14 protein-coding genes and 1 pseudogene are annotated in these 18083 nt (G+C 69.6%); 11 read left to right on the top strand and 4 right to left on the bottom strand.

The genetic code is table 11. The features are described 5' to 3' along the window. Positions 1-51: 51 nt before the first annotated feature. Positions 52-6717 carry an RHS repeat-associated core domain-containing protein gene (locus ACWF79_RS30940; protein ID WP_453731485.1) on the top strand — a complete coding sequence of 2222 codons (6666 nt, stop codon included), beginning with the start codon at positions 52-54 and terminating at the stop codon, positions 6715-6717. Positions 6718-6751: 34 nt separating this feature from the next. Beyond that, positions 6752-6967 carry a bacteriocin immunity protein gene (locus ACWF79_RS30935; protein WP_362410029.1) on the top strand — a complete coding sequence of 72 codons (216 nt, stop codon included), beginning with the start codon at positions 6752-6754 and terminating at the stop codon, positions 6965-6967. 182 nt (positions 6968-7149) lie between these two features. On the opposite strand, the gene ACWF79_RS30930 is transcribed toward ACWF79_RS30935, so the two are convergent. Further along, entirely contained in the window at positions 7150-7536 is a 387-nt protein-coding gene (locus tag ACWF79_RS30930) for a hypothetical protein (protein WP_453731484.1), read from the bottom strand. 37 nt (positions 7537-7573) lie between these two features. Next, a complete protein-coding gene (locus ACWF79_RS30925) occupies positions 7574-8308 on the bottom strand; it encodes a hypothetical protein (RefSeq protein ID WP_453731483.1) in 735 nt (244 codons plus the stop codon). 380 nt (positions 8309-8688) lie between these two features. Here ACWF79_RS30925 and ACWF79_RS30920 point away from each other — a divergent pair. The 3 genes and pseudogenes from ACWF79_RS30920 to ACWF79_RS30910 form a co-directional block, all read left to right on the top strand. Further along, positions 8689-8829: pseudogene (locus tag ACWF79_RS30920) on the top strand (peptidase C39 family protein); the annotation flags it as partial. A 238-nt stretch (positions 8830-9067) separates the two neighbouring features. Further along, positions 9068-9214, top strand: a complete 147-nt coding sequence (locus tag ACWF79_RS30915; RefSeq protein ID WP_453731482.1) for an SCO1431 family membrane protein — start codon at positions 9068-9070, stop codon at positions 9212-9214. Positions 9215-9402: 188 nt separating this feature from the next. Next, positions 9403-10575 carry an acyl-CoA dehydrogenase family protein gene (locus tag ACWF79_RS30910; RefSeq protein WP_453731481.1) on the top strand — a complete coding sequence of 391 codons (1173 nt, stop codon included), beginning with the start codon at positions 9403-9405 and terminating at the stop codon, positions 10573-10575. Here the strand turns inward: ACWF79_RS30910 and ACWF79_RS30905 are convergent. Beyond that, positions 10538-10816, bottom strand: coding sequence for a hypothetical protein (locus tag ACWF79_RS30905; protein ID WP_453731480.1), 279 nt, complete (start codon positions 10814-10816; stop codon positions 10538-10540). The genes ACWF79_RS30910 and ACWF79_RS30905 overlap by 38 nt on opposite strands. Positions 10817-10998: 182 nt before the next feature. On the opposite strand from ACWF79_RS30905, the gene ACWF79_RS30900 reads away from it, so the two are divergent. Together ACWF79_RS30900 and ACWF79_RS30895 are read left to right on the top strand one after the other, a co-directional pair. Beyond that, positions 10999-12120: a hypothetical protein gene (locus ACWF79_RS30900; RefSeq protein ID WP_453731479.1), complete on the top strand. Its 1122-nt coding sequence runs from the start codon at positions 10999-11001 to the stop codon at positions 12118-12120. Positions 12121-12160: 40 nt separating this feature from the next. After that, complete coding sequence (locus ACWF79_RS30895) at positions 12161-13252, top strand: phosphotransferase family protein (protein ID WP_453731478.1); 1092 nt, start codon at positions 12161-12163, stop codon at positions 13250-13252. A gap of 6 nt (positions 13253-13258) precedes the next feature. Here ACWF79_RS30895 and ACWF79_RS30890 read toward each other — a convergent pair whose 3' ends face one another. Next, complete coding sequence (locus ACWF79_RS30890) at positions 13259-13627, bottom strand: hypothetical protein (RefSeq protein WP_453731477.1); 369 nt, start codon at positions 13625-13627, stop codon at positions 13259-13261. A 249-nt stretch (positions 13628-13876) separates the two neighbouring features. Here ACWF79_RS30890 and ACWF79_RS30885 point away from each other — a divergent pair, with 249 nt between their 5' ends. From ACWF79_RS30885 to fxsA, 4 genes are all read left to right on the top strand, one after another. After that, positions 13877-14317 (top strand): Lrp/AsnC family transcriptional regulator, encoded by a 441-nt coding sequence (locus ACWF79_RS30885; RefSeq protein WP_137990589.1) that lies wholly within the window; start codon positions 13877-13879, stop codon positions 14315-14317. A 78-nt stretch (positions 14318-14395) separates the two neighbouring features. Continuing rightward, positions 14396-16027: an amidohydrolase gene (locus ACWF79_RS30880; protein WP_453731476.1), complete on the top strand. Its 1632-nt coding sequence runs from the start codon at positions 14396-14398 to the stop codon at positions 16025-16027. A gap of 510 nt (positions 16028-16537) precedes the next feature. Next, on the top strand, positions 16538-17317 hold the full coding sequence (locus ACWF79_RS30875; protein WP_453731475.1) for a polyprenol monophosphomannose synthase: 780 nt from the start codon (positions 16538-16540) through the stop codon (positions 17315-17317). 80 nt (positions 17318-17397) lie between these two features. Beyond that, the gene (fxsA, locus tag ACWF79_RS30870; protein ID WP_453731474.1) at positions 17398-17991 is read left to right on the top strand and encodes an FxsA family membrane protein; all 594 of its coding nucleotides are present in this window, start codon (positions 17398-17400) and stop codon (positions 17989-17991) included. Positions 17992-18083 lie beyond the last annotated feature (92 nt).

The following is an 18083-nucleotide window of genomic DNA, read 5'->3' as shown; positions in this document are numbered from 1 at the left end:
CGCTTCGTCGGGCCGGTGGCAACGCAAGCGCGTGCGTGCCCGGCCCGACCCATGTCCCGGGCGCACGACGCCCACTTCAAAGTCAGTCAAAGGGTGGGAAGGGTATCTGTGGCATTTGGCATAGGTAGTTCAATCAAGCGGAGGGGCAGAGCGGGCCGCAGGCGCCGCCGTGCGCTCGTCGTCCTGCCGCTTGCCCTGGCACTGTCCGTTCCGGTCGGTCTCACACCGGTCGTGGCAGCGGACGGGAAGCCGGGGGGACTCGGTCGTCCCGACCTGCCTGAGCAGCGGGTCAGCAAGGTCAGGACCGTCAGCGGGCACGGCGCGAAGAAGGCACGCGAGCAGGTCGCCAAGGACCTGCGCGACAACATCGCCCAAGCAATGCGCGCCCGTTCCGAGCAGCAGCATGGTGGCGGATGGCCGAAGGCCGGCGCCGCCAGCCTGAAGCTCACCGCCGGCGATGCCGATGCAGCCCCGGGCGGTCTTCCGGTCACTGTTGCTCCCACGAGCGGTAAGACCGGAGCCGACGCGGGAACCGAGGCGACCGTCACGGTCCTTGATCAGTCGGCGGCCGACAGGCTCGGCATCACGGGCGTCGTGCTGACAGCGGAGGCCGACACGGCGGGCAAGGCCCGGATCGGTGTCGACTACGGCAGTTTCGCCTCCGCGATCGGAGGCGGCTGGTCAGGCCGCCTCCAGCTCGTCCAGCTTCCCGCATGCGCCCTGACGACACCGGCCAAGACCGAGTGCCGCACGCAGACCCCGCTCGGCTCGCGCAACGACGCCGGTGAGCAGACCGTCTCGGCCGACGTCACCCTCACGGCGGCGCCCGGTGGTCCGGTGCCGCAACTCGGCGCCGCTTCCTCTCCGGGAGCCACGGTGCTCGCCCTCACCGCGGGCGGCGGAGGCCAGTCGCCGAAGGGCACGGGCGACTACAGCGCGACGCCGCTGGCCTCGTCGTCTTCCTGGGCGGGAGGAGGCAGCTCGGGCGCGTTCACCTGGACGTACGGTCTCTCGACGCCGCCTGCGGCGGCAGGGCCGTCGCCCTCGCTGACGTTGTCGTACGACTCGGGCAGCGTCGACGGGCGTACGGCCACCACGAACAACCAGCCCACCTCGGTCGGCGAGGGCTTCTCCCTCACCGAGTCGTACATCGAGCGGACGTACGGCAGTTGTGACGACGACGGCCAGACGGATGTCGCCGACCGCTGCTGGACATACGACAACGCCCGTCTCGTGCTCAACGGCAAGTCCTCCCGCCTGGTCAAGACCGCCACGGCCGGCGTCTGGAGGCTGGAGAGCGACGACGCCTCCAAGGTCACCCGCCACACCGGTGCCACGAACAACGACAACGACGGCGAGTACTGGACGGTTGTCACCGGCGACGGCACGAAGTACGTCTTCGGCCAGGACAAGCTCGACGGGGCCACCACCCAGCGCACCAACTCCACCTGGACCGCGCCCGTCTTCGGCGACGACAGCGGCGAACCCGGCTACGACGCCGGCAGCACCTTCGCCAACCGCGCGGTGACCCAGGCCTGGCGATGGAACCTCGACTACGTCGAGGACACCCAAGGCAACGCGGCCACGTACTGGTACGCCAAGGACACCAACTACTACAAGAAGAACAAGGCCACAAAGGCCGACACCGAATACGTCCGAAGCGGCCACCTGACGGAGATCAAGTACGGCCTCCGCAAGGACGCCCTCTTCACCGACAACGCCGACGCGAAAGTCACCTTCGGCTACGCCGAGCGCTGCACTGCCGCGGACTGCACCTCGCTGACGAAGGAGACGGCGGACAACTGGCCCGACGTCCCATTCGACGCGATCTGCGCCAAGGACTCGACCGAGTGCCTGACCCAGTCACCGTCCTTCTTCACCCGCAAGCGCCTCACCGACGTCAACACGTTCTCCTGGAACGCCACGACCAGCGGCTACGACCCGGTGGACACATGGGCGTTCACCCAGGAATTCCTCGACGGCGGCGACATCGGCGACACCTCCGACCAGGTGCTCACCCTCAAGTCCCTCAAGCGGACGCCGAAGGCCGGCGCGGCCATCCCGACGAATCCGATCTCGTTCACCTACCACATGCGCCCGAACCGCGTGGACGCCACGGACGACATCCTTCCCATGACTAGGCCCCGCGTCTCCTCCGTCACCACGGAGACCGGCGCGATCACCTCGGTCAACATGTCCGCGCCCGAGTGCGTCCGCAGCCAGGTCCTCACCGCGCCGCAGGACACCAACACCCGCAACTGCTACCCCCGGTTCTGGAACATCAACGGCGCCCAGGACGCGTCCGTCGACTGGTTCCACAAGTACCGCGTCCTCAGCGTGGTCGTCTCCGACCCGGTCGGCCAGAACGACGCTGTCGAGAACGAGTACGTCTACGGCGGCGCCGCCTGGCACTACGACGACGACCCGTTCACGCCGAAGGCCGAGCGGACCTGGTCCGACTGGCGCGGCTACCGCGAGGTCACCGTCTACAAGGGATCGCGCAACGTCCCAGCACGCTCCAAGACGGTCTCCCTCTATATGCAGGGCATGCACGGCGACAAGAACAAGGACGGCACCACCAAGTCCGTCTCACTCGCCCCCCTTGCCCAGCCTTCCATCGGCGTGCCCGCCCTACAGGACAGCGGCATGTACTCGGGGGCGCTGCGCGAGCAGGTCACCTACGACGGCGCGACCCCGATCTCGGCCACGGTCAATGAACCCTGGACTCAGGAGACCGCGCGTCAGACAGGCGTGCCCGACGCAGGCGACCACGTCGCCCGCTTCGTAAAGACAAAGAAGACCACCAGCTACACGCACCTCACGGCCGCAGGCGCCTGGCGCTCCAGCGCCGTCGAAACGCTGGACCACGACAACTACGGCCGGGCAGTCAAGGTTCTCAACACCGGAGACCTCAGCGAGACCGGCGACGAGACCTGCACCCAGACCTGGTACGCCGACAACGACACCGCCGGCCTCAGCAACCTCGTCTCGCGGGTACGCACCGTGGCCCTGGGCTGCTCGTTCGCCGAGACGGACCTGAAGCTAGAAGCGGCCGACGGAACCCGCGGGAACGTCCTCTCGGACACAGCCACCGCCTACGACGGCCTCGCGTGGACCACCACGATGAAGCCGACCAAGGGCCTTTCCACCTGGTTCAGCCGTGCCAAGGCATATGGGACGGGTGGGGCGGTCACCTGGGACACGGGCACTACCACGGCCTACGACACCCTGGGCCGGCCCACCAAGGTCACCAACGCCGACCAGAAGTCGACCACCACGGCCTACACGCCAGTCGACTCTGGCCCGCTTACTCGGACGGTCAACGCCAACGCCGCGGCCCACCAGACCGTCACGTTCATCGACCCGCGTCGCGGACAGCCCCTGCGTATCTATGACGCGAACTCGCGGAAGACGGAACTCGCCTACGACGCGGCCGGCCGTCTGACTGACGTCTGGCTGCCCAACCGCATCCGCGGCTCCCAGAGCCCTAACAGCAAGTACGCGTACAGCCTCAGTAACACCGAGCAGTCCTGGGTCTCCACGTCCTCCTTGAAGGCTGACGGCGAGACGTACAAGACCAGCTACACGATCTACGACGCCCTGCTGCGACCGCTTCAGACGCAGACGCCAACCCCGCAGGGCGGCCGACTGCTGACGGACACCCGCTACGACGCACGCGGTCTCGCCTACGAGACCTTCGCGGACATCTTCGACAACACCAGCACCCCGAACGGCACCTACACCAGGGCCGAGTACGGGGAGGCGCCGAAGCAGACGCTCACCACCTTCGATGGCGCGGAGCGCGCCGTCACCAGCAGCCTGCTCGTCCTCGGCGTGCCCAAGTGGACGACCGCCACCAGCTATACGGGCGACTCGGTGGCCACCACGGCACTCGACGGTGGATCCGCAACTCGCACCATTACCGATGCTCTTGGCCGGACCACGGAGACTCGCGAGTACGCGGGCACCAGCCCGGCGGACACCCAGTACGGCGGAACGCTTGGCGCGTCATACACGTCGACGAAGTTCTCGTACACCCTCGACGGCAAGCAGGCGAAGATCACTGGTCCCGACGGAGCCGCCTGGACCTACGCCTACGACTTGTTTGGGCGACCCAAGCGTGAGACTGACCCAGACAACGGAGCAACGGCAACGGAGTATGACCTTCTCGGCAGGGCCGTGAAGACGACCACCGGCGGCAAGACCATCATCACCGCCTACGACACCATCGACCGGCCGACCGCGACGTGGGCTGGGAGCGCGACAGCCGCGAACCTGCTCACCAAGCGTACGTACGACAGCCTCCTCAAGGGCTTCCCGACGTCGTACACCCGCTACGTAGGCGGCGAGTCCGGATCGGCCTACATCAAGTCCGTCACCGCCTACGACGTACTGAACCGTCCCACGACGACCGAACTCACCCTCCCGGCCACGGACCCGATCACCGCGGCCGTCCCCGGAGGGAAGCTCTCACACACGAGCTCCTACCGGATCGACGGAACGCTGGACACCGCGTCCGAGCCGGCACTCGGCGGCCTGCCGTCCGAAATCGTCAAGTACGGCTACGGCGACCTCGGCCAGCTCACTTCGGCCAAGGGCACGACCGACTATCTCCAGAACGTCGACTACTCGGCCCTCGGCCAGGTCCGGCAGCTCACGCTGGGCGTGGGCGGGACCGGTAGCCGGAACGTGTACGTCACCAACTCCTACGAGGCCGGCACCGGCCGACTGACCAACAGCAATGTCACGGACCAGACCCACCCGTACATGCTCCAGGACCTCACCTACACCTTCGACCAGGTCGGCAACGTCACCTCGATTACCGACCCCACAACCCTCGGCGGCACCAGCCAGGCTGAGACCCAGTGCTTCACGTACGACGGGCACCGCCGCCTCCTCGAAGCCTGGACACCCACGTCCAAGAACTGCGCCGACACGCGCGACGTGAATCAATTGTCCGGCCCGGCACCGTACTGGACCTCCTACACGTACAACCAGGCCGGCCAGCGGAAGACCGAAACGCAGCACGCTCTCGCAGGCAATGCTCAGACGACGTACTGCTACGACGCAACCAACCAGCCGCACGCCCTCCGGTTCACCACCGCCCGCACCGATTGCGGCACGGTCGACCCTGCCAACGACAAGGTCTACGACTACGACACGTCCGGCAACACCACCAGCCGGCCAGGCTCGACAGGCCAGCAGGACCTGACTTGGTCAGATGAGGGTGGTCTTGCCAAGCTCACGGAAAGCGGCAAGTCTACGGAGTACCTCTACGACGCAGACGGCACACTGCTGATCCGCAGCACCCAAGACGGGGAGCGGATCCTGTATGTAGGAGCCACCGAGCTTCACCTTCGAGCCGACGGGACGAAGTGGGCCCAACGCACCTATCAGGCGGGGGGAGTTGCCGTGGGGGTGCGCACCAATCAGTCGGGCACAAACGAACTCCAGCTTCTTGCCGGTGACCCCCACGGTACGCGGAGCCTTGCGGTCACCTCCGATGCCAATCAGAGGGTAAGCAAGCGCTACTTGACACCCTTCGGCGGTGAGCGAACCGGCGGCATCGGTACCTGGCCGACTGACAAGGGCTTCCTCAACAAAACTGCCGACAGAACCACGGGCCTCACACACATCGGAGCCCGACAGTACGACCCCGTGATCGGCCAGTTCATAAGCGTCGACCCGCTCCTGTCGACCGATCAGCATCAATCCCTCAACGGGTACAGCTACGCAAACCAGCACCCGACCACGTCCTCCGATCCCACCGGCATGCGCGAAACATGCGGCGCGTACACGGTCGACTGCGCTGCCGGCGGAGGCAGTGGAGGCGGAGGCGGGTCCTGCCCGAGTTTGAGCAACCCCCAGTGCCCCGAGTACCAGGGCGGTGGCGGTGGCGGTGGCGGTGGCGGTGGCGGTGGCGGTGGTGGCGGTGACAGCGACGCGGCCTCTACCGGCACGTCAGGCCTCAAGTGTGTCGGCACCGGACTCCTAACCCGATGCGGGGATGCAGCCAATGCCACGCTGGCCCCAGAAGACGACCCCGTCTCGCCGGTAGTGCTTGGGCTGTTGAGCAACATCGCGTATTCGTCGGAGCTTTTTGGTTGGGTGGCCGACGGCGACTGCTGGAATGGTGGTCGAGGTGTTCCCGGATCGGGCTGCGACTACGGCTACCAATACGACCAATGGGTTGCACGGCAGGGGTACGACACCGCGGGAGACCCCTACCTTGTTCCGGGGGCCCTCGCCGCCATCTTCGCGCACAGGCGAAACAATGAAATTGCCCCAACAAAGACCGCCACGCAGCTCCGCAATTCCCCAGGTGCCGTAACCGGAGGGTCGAAACTTGCTGCGGTAAATGGTCAATGGCTGGGAGGTAGTCACGGAAACGCTGGAAAAATACCTGGCCAGGTCGCAGCGGCGCTTCAGGGCAGAGAATTCAAGAATTTCGATGCCTTCCGTGAAGCGTTCTGGCTGCAGGTATCGGCAACGCCCTCCATCGCGTCACAGTTCTCGAAAGCGAATCAGACCATCATGAGTCGTGGAAGGGCGCCGCTGGTGAGTAACCTTCAAAACGTGGGGGCCAATAATCGATACGTCCTTCACCATGTGAAGCCGATCCAGCACGGCGGCGGAGTCTACGACCTGGACAACCTCATGGTCGTGACTCCTAGGTACCATGCCGAGGTGCTCGATCCCACGTACCATTCCAGGTAGGCGATCGATGCCTATCCGTACGGGAGGGGTGGCCATGCCGGACCTTACGCGTGACGAACTGATCCGCCTCGTCGAGGAGATTATGGAAGATGAGGGGAGTGAGGACGAAGCTGATGCCCGGATCGAGAAACTCAAGCAAAACGTGAGGCATCCCAGAGTGACGGATCTCATCTTCTACCCCGAAAATGGTGAGCCGACGGCTGAGCAGGTAGTTGACGCCGCACTTTCGTACAGGCCCATTGAGTTGTGAGACGAGATGCTGGCCTGAGCCGAAGTGGATCATTCGGTCGTTAATTGAGAGTCAACAGGCAAGGCTTTCAATATCGCCAGGCAGGGCCCCCGCCGAGTCGGCGGGGGCCCTGCCGTTCTATTTCCTGTTTTGTGTCGCGGATAAACGGCCGAATATGCCGCGCTGCTGCGTCTACTGGACAGCTAGTTCAACAGTCCGCGGCGCCGGGGCTTGTGCAGAGGCTCGGGCTCGTACAAAGCGAGGAGGACGGCCTCGGCGCGGTCCGGCGACTTCATGCCGCGCCCCTTCATGGCCCGCTTGCTCTCGATCAGGGTGTGGCCGCTCGTCGTCGACAGGAGCTTCGGTGTCGACAGTTGCGCGGCGGCCTTCTTGTCGACGTGGAGCCGCAGCCGCCCGCGCCCCGAGGACGGATCGGGCTGAAGGAGGGATCTGGTGGCCAGCCACATCTCGTCTCGCTTCCGCCATGGCCGCATGACTGCTCCGGGGTCGTCCTGGCTGGGGGATTCGGACACCATGACGCCGACGATCTGCGCCGTGTGCTGCCCGGTCTCCGCCCAGCGTTCGAGCATGCTGACGACGCCGTGACCGATGCCGTTCTGGTCGATCTCAGTCCTGGTCGGGCATGTGGTCGGCGAGCGAGTGCCGCTCCACTCCGGCCGGACAGTCCATGCAGTACGGGGCGCACTCCCCGGTGATCGCGGGTAGTCGAGGGAGGAGATCGGGATCGTCGGTGGTCGGCTCGGCCGGGTCGTCGCCCTCAACGCACAACTCCTCGAACCAGCTGGCCGGATCGTCCATCGCCGGGTTGCCGATGGCCAACATGGCGGCGTGGCCGCCGGTGAGCAAGTTGTTGGTGCAGTGCCCGATCATTGGGGCGATGCCGCCCGCCGCGTCGAGGATGAGCAGCAGGTGCGGCATATGGATGCCCTGCATCGCGGCCTCTTCGTTGGCCGGGGCCGAGAAGGCGTAAGCGGCGACCACGTCGTTGCCGTACAGGTCGGGCATCTTGTACTGGACGGTGTCGCAGTAGCCGGGCAGGCCGGCGCGCGGGACGACCTTGCGGATGCGCGGCCAGAGCTGCCGCTGCACCTGCCGGAACCGGGTTGCGGTCGTGATGCACAGCGCGGGTCCCGACCGGGTTCCGCGCGCGGCCAAGTGCGTCTTGCCGACGCCGAAGCCCGCGGGGACCGCGACTCGCTTGTGGTCGACGATCGCGTCGAGCACGGCCCGCGGCTTCGACAGCAGGCTCTCGCTGAGAACGTCATCGGCGAACCTACTGGGCGAGTCCCTCCACAGGCCGTACAGCGATCCAGTGGCCCGCTCGACCTCCGTCATCACCACCGCCCGCTCCCGGGCCGTCAGGTGGTGCTTGAAGGCGCTACGGCGCTCGGTGGGCGGCAGGCGCAGGAGGATATCGGCGACGTTCGCGGCGTCGTGGGAGACGACCTAGGGGCGGGCGGATCGCAGTGTGGACGCCGGAGGGCCATGGGGCGGCGGTGGCTACGAACCGGGCCCAGTGGAGGTCCGCCGGGTAACGACGTTCCCGGAGCCAGCACCGATCCAGCACGACGCACCCGAACGGACCGGAACGGACGTCAGCGGAAGTCAGCACCAGGTCAGCACCAGTGCGTCTGCGCTCGATTTGTCTCACGCAGCCCGCCCCTCTGACCTGCATGTTTGCGCGGGAGGGCGCCGCGTGGTATGCGGCGCCCTCCCATTTGGAGAACATCTGGCTGCGGACGAAGCGCTACGACGCGAACGGCAAGGTCAGAAGCGGTACGGGCGGAGTCTGCTACATCTTCTGGCCGGTCAAGCCGGCGCCAAGCCAGCACCGCGCGCTGCGGTCGCTCGGCCTGCTGTGAGCGCACCAGGAGGTTTCGGTGTAGCCGCACGGCGTGACTACCGGGCCTTCATCGCGCTGCACGGGGTCCGGCACGACCGGGAACCACCTGGCTGTGCCGGCGCCCGGGATGTCCGGAGGCGGCCTCCGGCATCCGCGCAGCGCTGGCGCCGGCCCCCGTCGGCGCCCGCGTCCTGCGGCTCCCGTGGCGTGACGGACGTCCTACTCCGGGGCCGTGTTCGGCTGGCACTGTGGTTGCCATGACCGCCACCGCCCACGCCGCCGCCCGCTCCCGCGCCCGCACCGGGGGTCCCAAGGACGACGGGCCGAAGATCCTCGAGCACGTCCTCGGCTGGACCCTCGTCGTCGTCCTCGCCATGTTCGTCACGCAGGTCGGCCTGATGTGACCACCTCGGCGCCGCCTTGGGTGACCGGGCGCCGCCGAACGGGCATACTCCCCGCGCCACGGGCGTCGGGCGCCCCCGCGCGCGAACCGTCGGGGGCAGCATCGGCGCAGCAGTGACCACCGGTGGCGCCGCGCGACGCGTGTGACCCGCGCGCCCTCGCAGCGCCCGAGAGGGAGGAGTGCGCCGCCATGCCCGACCGCGCCCCGCAGGGAGTGGAACGCCGGCTGCCGACCGAGGAGGCCCGGGAGCTGCTCGCCCTGGTCCGGGAGATCGCCGAACGGGAGATCGCGCCCCGCGCCGCCGAGGAGGAGGCGGCCGGCCACTTCCCGCGCGAGCTGTTCACGCTGCTCTCCGACTCCGGCCTGCTCGGCCTCCCGTACGACTCCGCGTACGGCGGTGGCGACCAGCCCTACGCCGTCTACCTCCAGGTCCTCGAAGAGCTCGCCGCCGCCCGGCTCACCGTCGGGCTCGGCGTCAGCGTCCACTCGCTGTCCTGCCACGCGCTCGCGAGATTCGGTACGGACGAGCAGCGGGCCGCCCACCTCCCGGCCATGCTCGGCGGCGGCCTCCTCGGCGCGTACTGCCTCTCCGAACCGACCTCGGGCTCCGACGCGGCCTCGCTGCGGACCAAGGCGGAGCGGGACGGCGAGGACTGGGTGCTCACCGGCACCAAGGCGTGGATCACCCATGGCGGGATCGCCGACTTCTGCACGGTCATGGCCCGCACGGGCGGCGAGGGCCCGAAGGGCATCACCGCCTTCCTGGTCCCCGGGGACGCGGAGGGGCTGAGCGCGGCTCCGCCCGAGCGGAAGATGGGGATGAAGGGTTCGCCCACCGCCCAGCTCCACTTCGACGGCGTGCGGGTCCCCGACGCGCGGCGGATCGGCGAGGAGGGGGAGGGGTTCGCGATCGCGCTCTCCGCCCTGGACTCGGGGCGGCTCGGGATCGCGGCGTGTGCGGTGGGGGTCGCCCAGGCAGCGCTGGACGCCGCCGTGGCGTACGCCCGCGACCGGCGGCAGTTCGGCCGGCCGATCGCCGACTTCCAGGGGCTCCGCTTCCTGCTCGCCGACATGGCCACCCGGATCGAGGCGGGCCGTGCGCTGTATCTGGAGGCCGCGCGTCTGCGGGACGAGGGGCGGCCCTTCGGGCGCCAGGCGGCGATGGCGAAGCTCTTCTGCTCCGACGCGGCGATGCAGGCCACCACGGACGCGGTGCAGGTGCTCGGCGGCTACGGCTACACGGCGGACTTCCCCGTCGAGCGGTACATGCGCGAGGCGAAGGTGCTGCAGATCGTCGAGGGGACGAATCAGATCCAGCGGATGGTCATCGCCCGCCACCTTGTCGGACCAGAGTCCCGCTGAAGCCGCTCACGCGCACGGTCCGATCGGCCCACACGGGGGCCGCGGTCAGCCGGTTCCACTCGTGGTCGACGCGGCCCGGCAGGGTCCGGCCGTGGCTCGCCCACTGGCTGATCAGCGCCTTGTAGATGGGCGGGTCGGCGACGTGAGGCGGCGGCGACGGCTGCCGAACCGATTCTTCATAGCGCGGCTCGGCGAGGCGCCGCCGCCCGCTGCCGATGGGGGCCGTGTACAGCGTGGTCATGCCCCTTCCAACGCGCCCCGCCGGTCCGGAGTCACCCATGGGGAGATTCGAGGAGGCGTTCGAGAGCTACCCGCGGGCGGCCGGTCCTGGTGCCGTGCGTGCGATCGGGTCGCGCACGGCTATGGCCCCCGGCGGGGATTCTGACTTACCGTCAGTTCCCGTTGTCGACCAGGAGGTCACACGTGTCAGACGACCGGCCCGTACCGCTCGACGAGTACCCCGTGCACCAGGCCCCGCTCTCGATGAAGCACCACGTCAGCGGCGACCGCAACGCCTACGACCGATGCATCTTCCATGTCTTCGACCACCAGGGCCGCGCCCTGCTCATCGCCGGGCTGGGTGTCTACCCCAACGCCGGGGTCGTGGACGCCTACGCGACCCTGCGGACCGGAGACCGGCTGCACGCCGTCCGCGCCTCCGACGCCCTCGGTGACGACCGGATGAACCTCGCCGTCGGCCCGCTGCGGATCACCGTGGACGAACCCCTGAGGACACTCACGCTCCACTGCGACCCGGACCCGGCCGACCCGGAGGGGCTCTCCTTCGACCTCACCTGGACCGGGGACTTCCCGCCCGTCTGGGAGCCGCACCACACCCAGCGCCGTGGTGACCGGCTCACCCTGGAGGGCCGCCGTTTCGTGCAGGCCGGCCATTGCACCGGCACCGTCAGGGCGGGTGGCGAGGAGTTCGCCGTGACGGCGGGGGAGTGGACCGGAACCCGCGACCGCAGCTGGGGCGTACGACCCATCCCCGGCGAGGAGCCCGGCCGCGCCGACGAGTTCCGGCCCGAGGGCTTCCACTGGCTCTGGATACCCATGCGTTTCGACGACCGCTTCCTCATGGTCATCGCCCAGGAGGACGCCGACGGCTACCGCACCCTCAACGAGGCCCTGCTGGTACGTAACGGGCAGCGCGACGCGCAACTCGGCTGGCCGCGCACCGAGATCACGTACCGCCCGGGCACCCGCCACCCCGAGCGAGCCGTGGTCCATCTCGCCGACCCGGCCGGGAAGCCCCTGGAGGTGGAGGTCGAGATCCTCGCCTCCTCCCCGCTCGCCGTCGGCGCCGGCTACCCGCCCGCCACCGACTGGCAGCACGGCACCTGGCAGGGCCGCGAGTGGACCGACCGCAGGGTCTACGACCTCTCCGACCCGACCGCCCACCCCATGGCCGCCTTCGGCGTCACCGACCACGCGGCCCGCTTCACCCTCGAAGGCCGCACGGGCTACGGGATCTTCGAGCACGGCTCCTTCGGCCGCCACGACCCCAGCGGCTTCGCCGACTACACCTCCACAGCCGACTGACCCCAGGCGAACCGAGCCGCCACACACGAGGAGTGCGTTCATGGCCACCGCCCCCCGCCCGCGCACCAGCACCCGCGATCCCGAGGAGCTGGGCCGCCGGCTCACCCGCTGGCTCGACCCCCGGCTGCCGGGCGCCCGGGTCACCGGGCTCGCCGTGCCCGGGTCCAACGGCATGTCCAGCGAGACCCTGCTCTTCGACATCGACCACCCCGACGCCCCCGTGCGCGGCTGCGCCCTGCGGCTGGCCGCCGACCCCGCCGCGTACACGATCTTCCCGGTCTACGACATGGAGCGGCAGCACCGTGTCATGCGCCTGGTCGGCGAGCACACCGACATACCCGTCCCGCGCGTCCTCTGGCTGGAGAGCGACCCGGAGCCGCTCGGCGCCCCGTTCTTCGTGATGGCCCGCGCCGAGGGTCGCGTCCCACCGGACGTCATGCCCTATACGTACGAGGGGAACTGGCTGCACTCCGCCACCGACGCCGAACGGGCCCGCCTGGAGGCCGAATCCGTCTCCGTCATCGCCCGGCTGCACGACCAGTTTCCCGCGAAGGAGGCCGAGTTCCTGCTCCCCGACGGGACGGGGAGTCCGCTGCGGCGCCATGTCGACGCCCAACGCGCCTACTACGCCTGGGTCGTGAAGGGCCTCGCGCCCTCTCCGCTGATCGAGTCGGCCTTCGACTGGCTGGAGGCGCACTGGCCCGCCGACGAGGGGCCCGCCGTCCTCAACTGGGGCGACGCGCGCATCGGGAACATCGTCTACGACGGGTTCGAGCCCGCCGCCGTCCTCGACTGGGAGATGGCCGGCTACGCGCCGCGCGAGGTCGACCTCGGCTGGACGGTCTATCTGCACCGCTTCTTCCAGGACCTGACCGTGAGCTTCGGCCAGCCCGGGCTGCCCGGGTTCCTCCGCCGCGACGCGATCGAGCGGCGCTACGCCGCCCTCACCCGGCACACGCCGCGCGACATGGAGTTCCACACCCTCTACGCGGCGCTGCGGCACGCGATCGTGATGCTGAGAGTCGCGTACCGCCAGGCGCACTTCGGAGAGGTCCAGGTGCCGGAGAATCCCGACAGCCTCATCCTGCACCACGCCACGCTCACGGCGATGGTGCGCGGAAGCTACTGGTAGGGGTCGTTACGCGGCGCGCCGCATCTGCGGCACCTTGATCGGACGCGAGCCCGGACCGCCGACGTGCGAGAAGGGCTGCGTCCGCCAGTCGAGCCCCTGGGGGAGCGTCAGCAGGAGCGCGGTGTCCTGCTCCTGGACGTCCAGCGTCTCGTCGGCGGGGCGCGCCTCCGAGGCGGCCCGGCCGGTACCGGGACAGACGGTCAGCACGAACGGGTTCCAGGGCGTCGGGCACAGCGCGTGCTCCGGCAGCGTGTCCTCGTCCGCGAGCAGCGCGATCGGCTGGACACAGTCCGGGCAGATCACCCGGTACATCTCGAATGTGTCGTAGGCGTCGAGCTCGTCGGTCGTCTCGACCGAATCAACAGGCTCCTGCATGGAGAATCTCCCCCTCGGGTGGGTCGACCGAAGTACGTATGGCCTCGACCACAGCAAGCAATTCCCATACGGCCGCCCGCATAACCGTGAGGTCTCGATCGAGCCGGTCACAAACCTGTGGCGTTCGTCACATGCCGCTCGCAGGTGCCCCGAGGATGCCCATAAGACGTTCCATAGCGACGAGGTGGTGACGGGGCGGCGACGTACCCCCGCTGTGCCGAAGGCCCCCTGGGGCAATAGGTTGACCGCATGGAGGAGCTGGATCGTCAGATCGTCGAATTGCTCGTCAGGGACGGGCGCATGAGCTACACCGACCTGGGCAAGGCCACCGGCCTGTCCACCTCGGCCGTACATCAGCGCGTCCGTCGACTGGAGCAGCGTGGGGTCATCCGCGGCTACGCCGCCGTCGTCGACCCGGAGGCCGTCGGTCTGCCGCTGACCGCCTTCATCTCGGTCAAACCCTTCGATCCCAGCGCCCCGGACGACACCCCCGACCGGCTCGCGGACATTCCGGAGATCGAGGCCTGCCACAGCGTCGCGGGCGACGAGAACTACATCCTCAAGGTCCGCGTCGCGACCCCGCTGGAACTCGAGCACCTGCTCAGCCGCATCCGCTCCCAGGCGGGCGTCTCCAGCCGCACGACGGTCGTCCTGTCGACCCCGTACGAGGCCAGGCCGCCGCGCGTCTAGAGGTGTCCGGCGCCACGGACGACCCAGCCGTGGCCCCGGCGTGCGGCCGGGTCCCGTCGCGCATCTAGCCTGGTCACCATGAGCGAGAGCCTCTCGGACAGCGAGCACCGTACCGTCCTGCTGCGCGGCGGAGACGTCCACAGCCCCGCCGACCCCTTCGCCACCGCCATGGTGGTGGAACGCGGGCATGTCGCCTGGGTGGGCTCGGAGGGGGCCGCCGACGCGTTCGCCTCCGGGGTGGACGAGGTGATCGACCTCGAAGGCGCGCTCGTCACCCCGGCGTTCGTCGACGCCCATGTGCACACCACGGCGACCGGCCTCGCGCTGACCGGCCTCGACCTGTCCTCGGCCACCTCCCTCGCCGAGGCGGCCGAGATGATCCGCTCCTACGCCGCCGCCCGCCCCGCCGACCGCATCCTCATCGGACACGGCTGGGACGCGGCGCGCTGGCCCGAGCGCCGGGCCCCGCGCCGCGAGGAGCTGGACGAGCTCACCGCCGGCCGCCCGCTCTACCTCACCCGGATCGACGTCCACTCGGCCGTCGTCACCACCGCCCTGCTGGACCTCGTCCCCGGCGTCCGCGAACTCACCGGCTTCCGTGACGGCGAGCCGCTGACCGGCGACGCCCACCACGCCGTCCGCGCCGCCGCCTACGCGGCCCTCTCGCCCGCGCAGCGCACCGAGGCCCAGCGCGCGGCCCGCCTCCACGCCGCCTCGCTCGGCATCGGCACCCTCCACGAGTGCGCCGGGCCGGAGATCTCCTCCGAGGACGACTTCACCGGGCTTCTCGACCTCGCCCGCACCGAGCGCGGTCCGCGCGTCGTCGGCTACTGGGCCGACCTCGACGTCGAACGGGCCCGCGCGCTCGGCGCCGTGGGCGCGGCCGGGGACCTCTTCGCCGACGGCTCCCTCGGCTCCCACACCGCCTGTCTCCACGAGGCGTACGCCGACCACGCCGACGCCGCCCACACGGGCGTCTCGCACCTCGACGCGGCCGCGATCGCCGCCCATGTCGTGGCCGCCACGGAGGCGGGCCTCCAGGCCGGTTTCCACGCCATCGGCGACGCCGCCGTCACCGCCGTGGTCGACGGCGTCCGGGCCGCCTCCGAGAAGCTCGGCCTCGCCCGGATCCGCGCCGCCCGCCACCGCGTCGAGCACGCCGAGATGCTCACGCCCGAGACGATCGCCGCCTTCGCCGAACTCGGACTGACCGCCTCGGTCCAGCCCGCCTTCGACGCGGCCTGGGGCGGCGAGGACGGCATGTACGCCGAGCGCCTGGGCGCCGAGCGGGCCCGCACCCTCAACCCGTACGCCGCACTGCTCCGCGCCGGTGTGCCGCTGGCCTTCGGCTCGGACAGCCCGGTCACCCCGCTGGACCCCTGGGGCACCGTCCGGGCCGCCGCCTTCCACCGCACCCCCGAGCACCGGATCTCCGTCCGCGCCGCCTTCACCGCGCACACGCGGGGCGGCTGGCGTGCCGTCGGGCGCGACGACGCCGGCACGCTCGTGCCCGGCGCCCCGGCCGACTACGCGATCTGGCGCGCCGACGAACTCGTGGTCCAGGCGCCGGACGACCGGGTGGCGCGCTGGTCGACCGATCCGCGCTCCGGAACGCCCGGTCTGCCTGATCTGACCCCCGGCGGCGACCTGCCGGTCTGCCTGCGCACGGTGGTCTTCGGGCAAACGGTCTTCGCGCGGCCGAACGAGTGACGTCGGGACATTTCGTACCGCCGATCGATGATCAACCGGCCGGTCGACGACCTGCGGAGCTTCCCCACTGACCTGGAAGTATCGGTCATCTGCGCAGGTCAAACGGGTGTTGACAGTGTGCGGCCGGGGGCGGGTAGGTTCTCCCGCGTCCACCACAGGACGTCCGACCGGTCTCAAACCTCAGGTCCAGCACCCGTGCCTCGGGGGCGAGGGAAGGTTTTTTCCGGCGGAGGGTGCGACTCGGGTGGGGCCCGGACGTCCAGTAGACAACGGCTCTCGGTCGACCCGCAGCCAGCGGGTTCCAGGTCGGCCCGAAGGGCGCCGGGCCCCGATCCGCACGCCACGCGTGCCTCCGTCCCACTCTCCCGAAGGCGTTGCCACGCTGCCCCGAAGGCCTCCCCGGACCGCCCCCGGGCGTGGTCCCCCGACGCGCGTCCCGCCCCGCAGCGACCGAGCCGGGAGACGGGCTCGCTATGGTGGGGGTTCGCGTATGTATCCGAAGGGGCAGTAGTGAACGACGGTGGCCAGAGGCGTTACGGCCCGCTCGGCAGAGCCTTGGTGATCATTCCGACCTACAACGAGGCGGAGAACATCAAGCCGATCGTCTCGCGCGTACGGGCGGCCGTACCGGAGGCGCACATCCTCGTCGCCGACGACAACAGCCCCGACGGCACGGGCAAGTTCGCCGACGAGATCTCCGCCGAGGACGACCACGTCCACGTCCTGCACCGCAAGGGCAAGGAGGGTCTTGGCGCCGCCTACCTCGCCGGATTCCGCTGGGGCATCGAGCACGGCTACGGCGTCCTGGTCGAGATGGACGCCGACGGCTCGCACCAGCCCGAGGAGCTGCCCCGGCTGCTGACCGCCCTCAAGGGCGCCGACCTCGTGCTCGGCTCCCGCTGGGTCCCCGGCGGCCGCATCGTGAACTGGCCCAAGTCCCGGGAGTTCATCTCCCGCGGCGGCAGCCTCTACTCGCGCGTCATGCTCGACGTGCCGATCCGCGACGTCACCGGCGGCTACCGGGCCTTCCGCAAGGAGACCCTGGAGGGCCTGGGCCTGGAGGACGTGGCCTCGGCCGGCTACTGCTTCCAGGTCGACCTGGCCCGGCGCGCCGTCGCCGCCGGCTTCCACGTCGTGGAGGTCCCCATCACCTTCGTGGAGCGGGAGATCGGCGACTCCAAGATGAGCCGCAACATCGTCGTCGAGGCCCTGTGGCGGGTCACCGGCTGGGGTCTGACGGCCCGTGCGAACAAGGTCGGCAAGCTTCTCGGGCGCAGGTCCGAGCGCTGAAGCCGGTCCGGATCGGCCGACCGTTGCGGCTGATCCGTTCTTTACGACGTTCCGGCGGGGCGCCAGGCACACTGGGGGGCATGACGACCGGCGCACCGCCTCCCCTCGCCCCCAAGCGCTCCCGCGCGCGTACGTTCCTGCCGTTGGCCCTCGCCGCCTGGATGGTCCTCGAGATCTGGCTGCTCATCATGGTGGCGGACGCGGCCGGCGGGCTGACCGTCTTCGGCCTCCTGGTCGGCGGTGCCGTCCTCGGCGCCGTGGTGATCAAGCGCGCCGGGCGCCGCGCCTTCAAGAACCTCACCGAGACCTTCCAGCAGGCGCAGGCGGCGGCACGGACCGGAGTCCCGCCGGCCGCCACCGAGCGGGCGGGCGCGGGCGACCGCAACGGCTTCCTGATGCTCGGCGGTCTGCTGCTCATGATCCCCGGTCTGATCTCCGACGTGGCCGGTCTGCTGCTGCTCGTGCTCCCGGTCCGCTCGGTCCTCGGCCGGTACGCGGACAAGGTCGCGGAGCGCCGGATGGCCGCGGCACCTCCCGGCAGCCTCCAGGACGCCTTCCAGCAGGCCCGCATGCACCGCCCGGACGGCAAGGTGGTCCAGGGTGAGGTCATCCGCGAGGACGCCCCCCAGGGCCCGGGGCGCTCCCAGGACCCCCGCCCGCCGCTGACGCCGTAGGTCTCCCGTACGTCGGGCCATACATAGGCCCCCGTACGTCAGTCCGCAGAGTCGACAACGCCGCGGGGCCCGGTACACACAAGGTGTACCGG

Source organism: Streptomyces sp. NPDC054975 (genome assembly GCF_053609105.1).
Note: the sequence above shows the minus strand (reverse complement) of the source record. Positions and strands in the feature narration are given on the sequence as shown.

Excerpts from the sequence above, each read along its gene's own strand:
- ACWF79_RS30940 (WP_453731485.1), top strand. The coding sequence starts at position 52 with ATGTCCCGGGCGCACGACGCCCACTTCAAAGTCAGTCAAAGGGTGGGA.
- ACWF79_RS30935 (WP_362410029.1), top strand. The coding sequence starts at position 6,752 with ATGCCGGACCTTACGCGTGACGAACTGATCCGCCTCGTCGAGGAGATT.
- ACWF79_RS30930 (WP_453731484.1), bottom strand. The coding sequence starts at position 7,536 with ATGCTCGAACGCTGGGCGGAGACCGGGCAGCACACGGCGCAGATCGTC.
- ACWF79_RS30915 (WP_453731482.1), top strand. The coding sequence starts at position 9,068 with ATGACCGCCACCGCCCACGCCGCCGCCCGCTCCCGCGCCCGCACCGGG.
- ACWF79_RS30910 (WP_453731481.1), top strand. The coding sequence starts at position 9,403 with ATGCCCGACCGCGCCCCGCAGGGAGTGGAACGCCGGCTGCCGACCGAG.
- ACWF79_RS30905 (WP_453731480.1), bottom strand. The coding sequence starts at position 10,816 with ATGACCACGCTGTACACGGCCCCCATCGGCAGCGGGCGGCGGCGCCTC.
- ACWF79_RS30895 (WP_453731478.1), top strand. The coding sequence starts at position 12,161 with ATGGCCACCGCCCCCCGCCCGCGCACCAGCACCCGCGATCCCGAGGAG.
- ACWF79_RS30890 (WP_453731477.1), bottom strand. The coding sequence starts at position 13,627 with ATGCAGGAGCCTGTTGATTCGGTCGAGACGACCGACGAGCTCGACGCC.
- ACWF79_RS30885 (WP_137990589.1), top strand. The coding sequence starts at position 13,877 with ATGGAGGAGCTGGATCGTCAGATCGTCGAATTGCTCGTCAGGGACGGG.
- ACWF79_RS30880 (WP_453731476.1), top strand. The coding sequence starts at position 14,396 with ATGAGCGAGAGCCTCTCGGACAGCGAGCACCGTACCGTCCTGCTGCGC.
- fxsA (WP_453731474.1), top strand. The coding sequence starts at position 17,398 with ATGACGACCGGCGCACCGCCTCCCCTCGCCCCCAAGCGCTCCCGCGCG.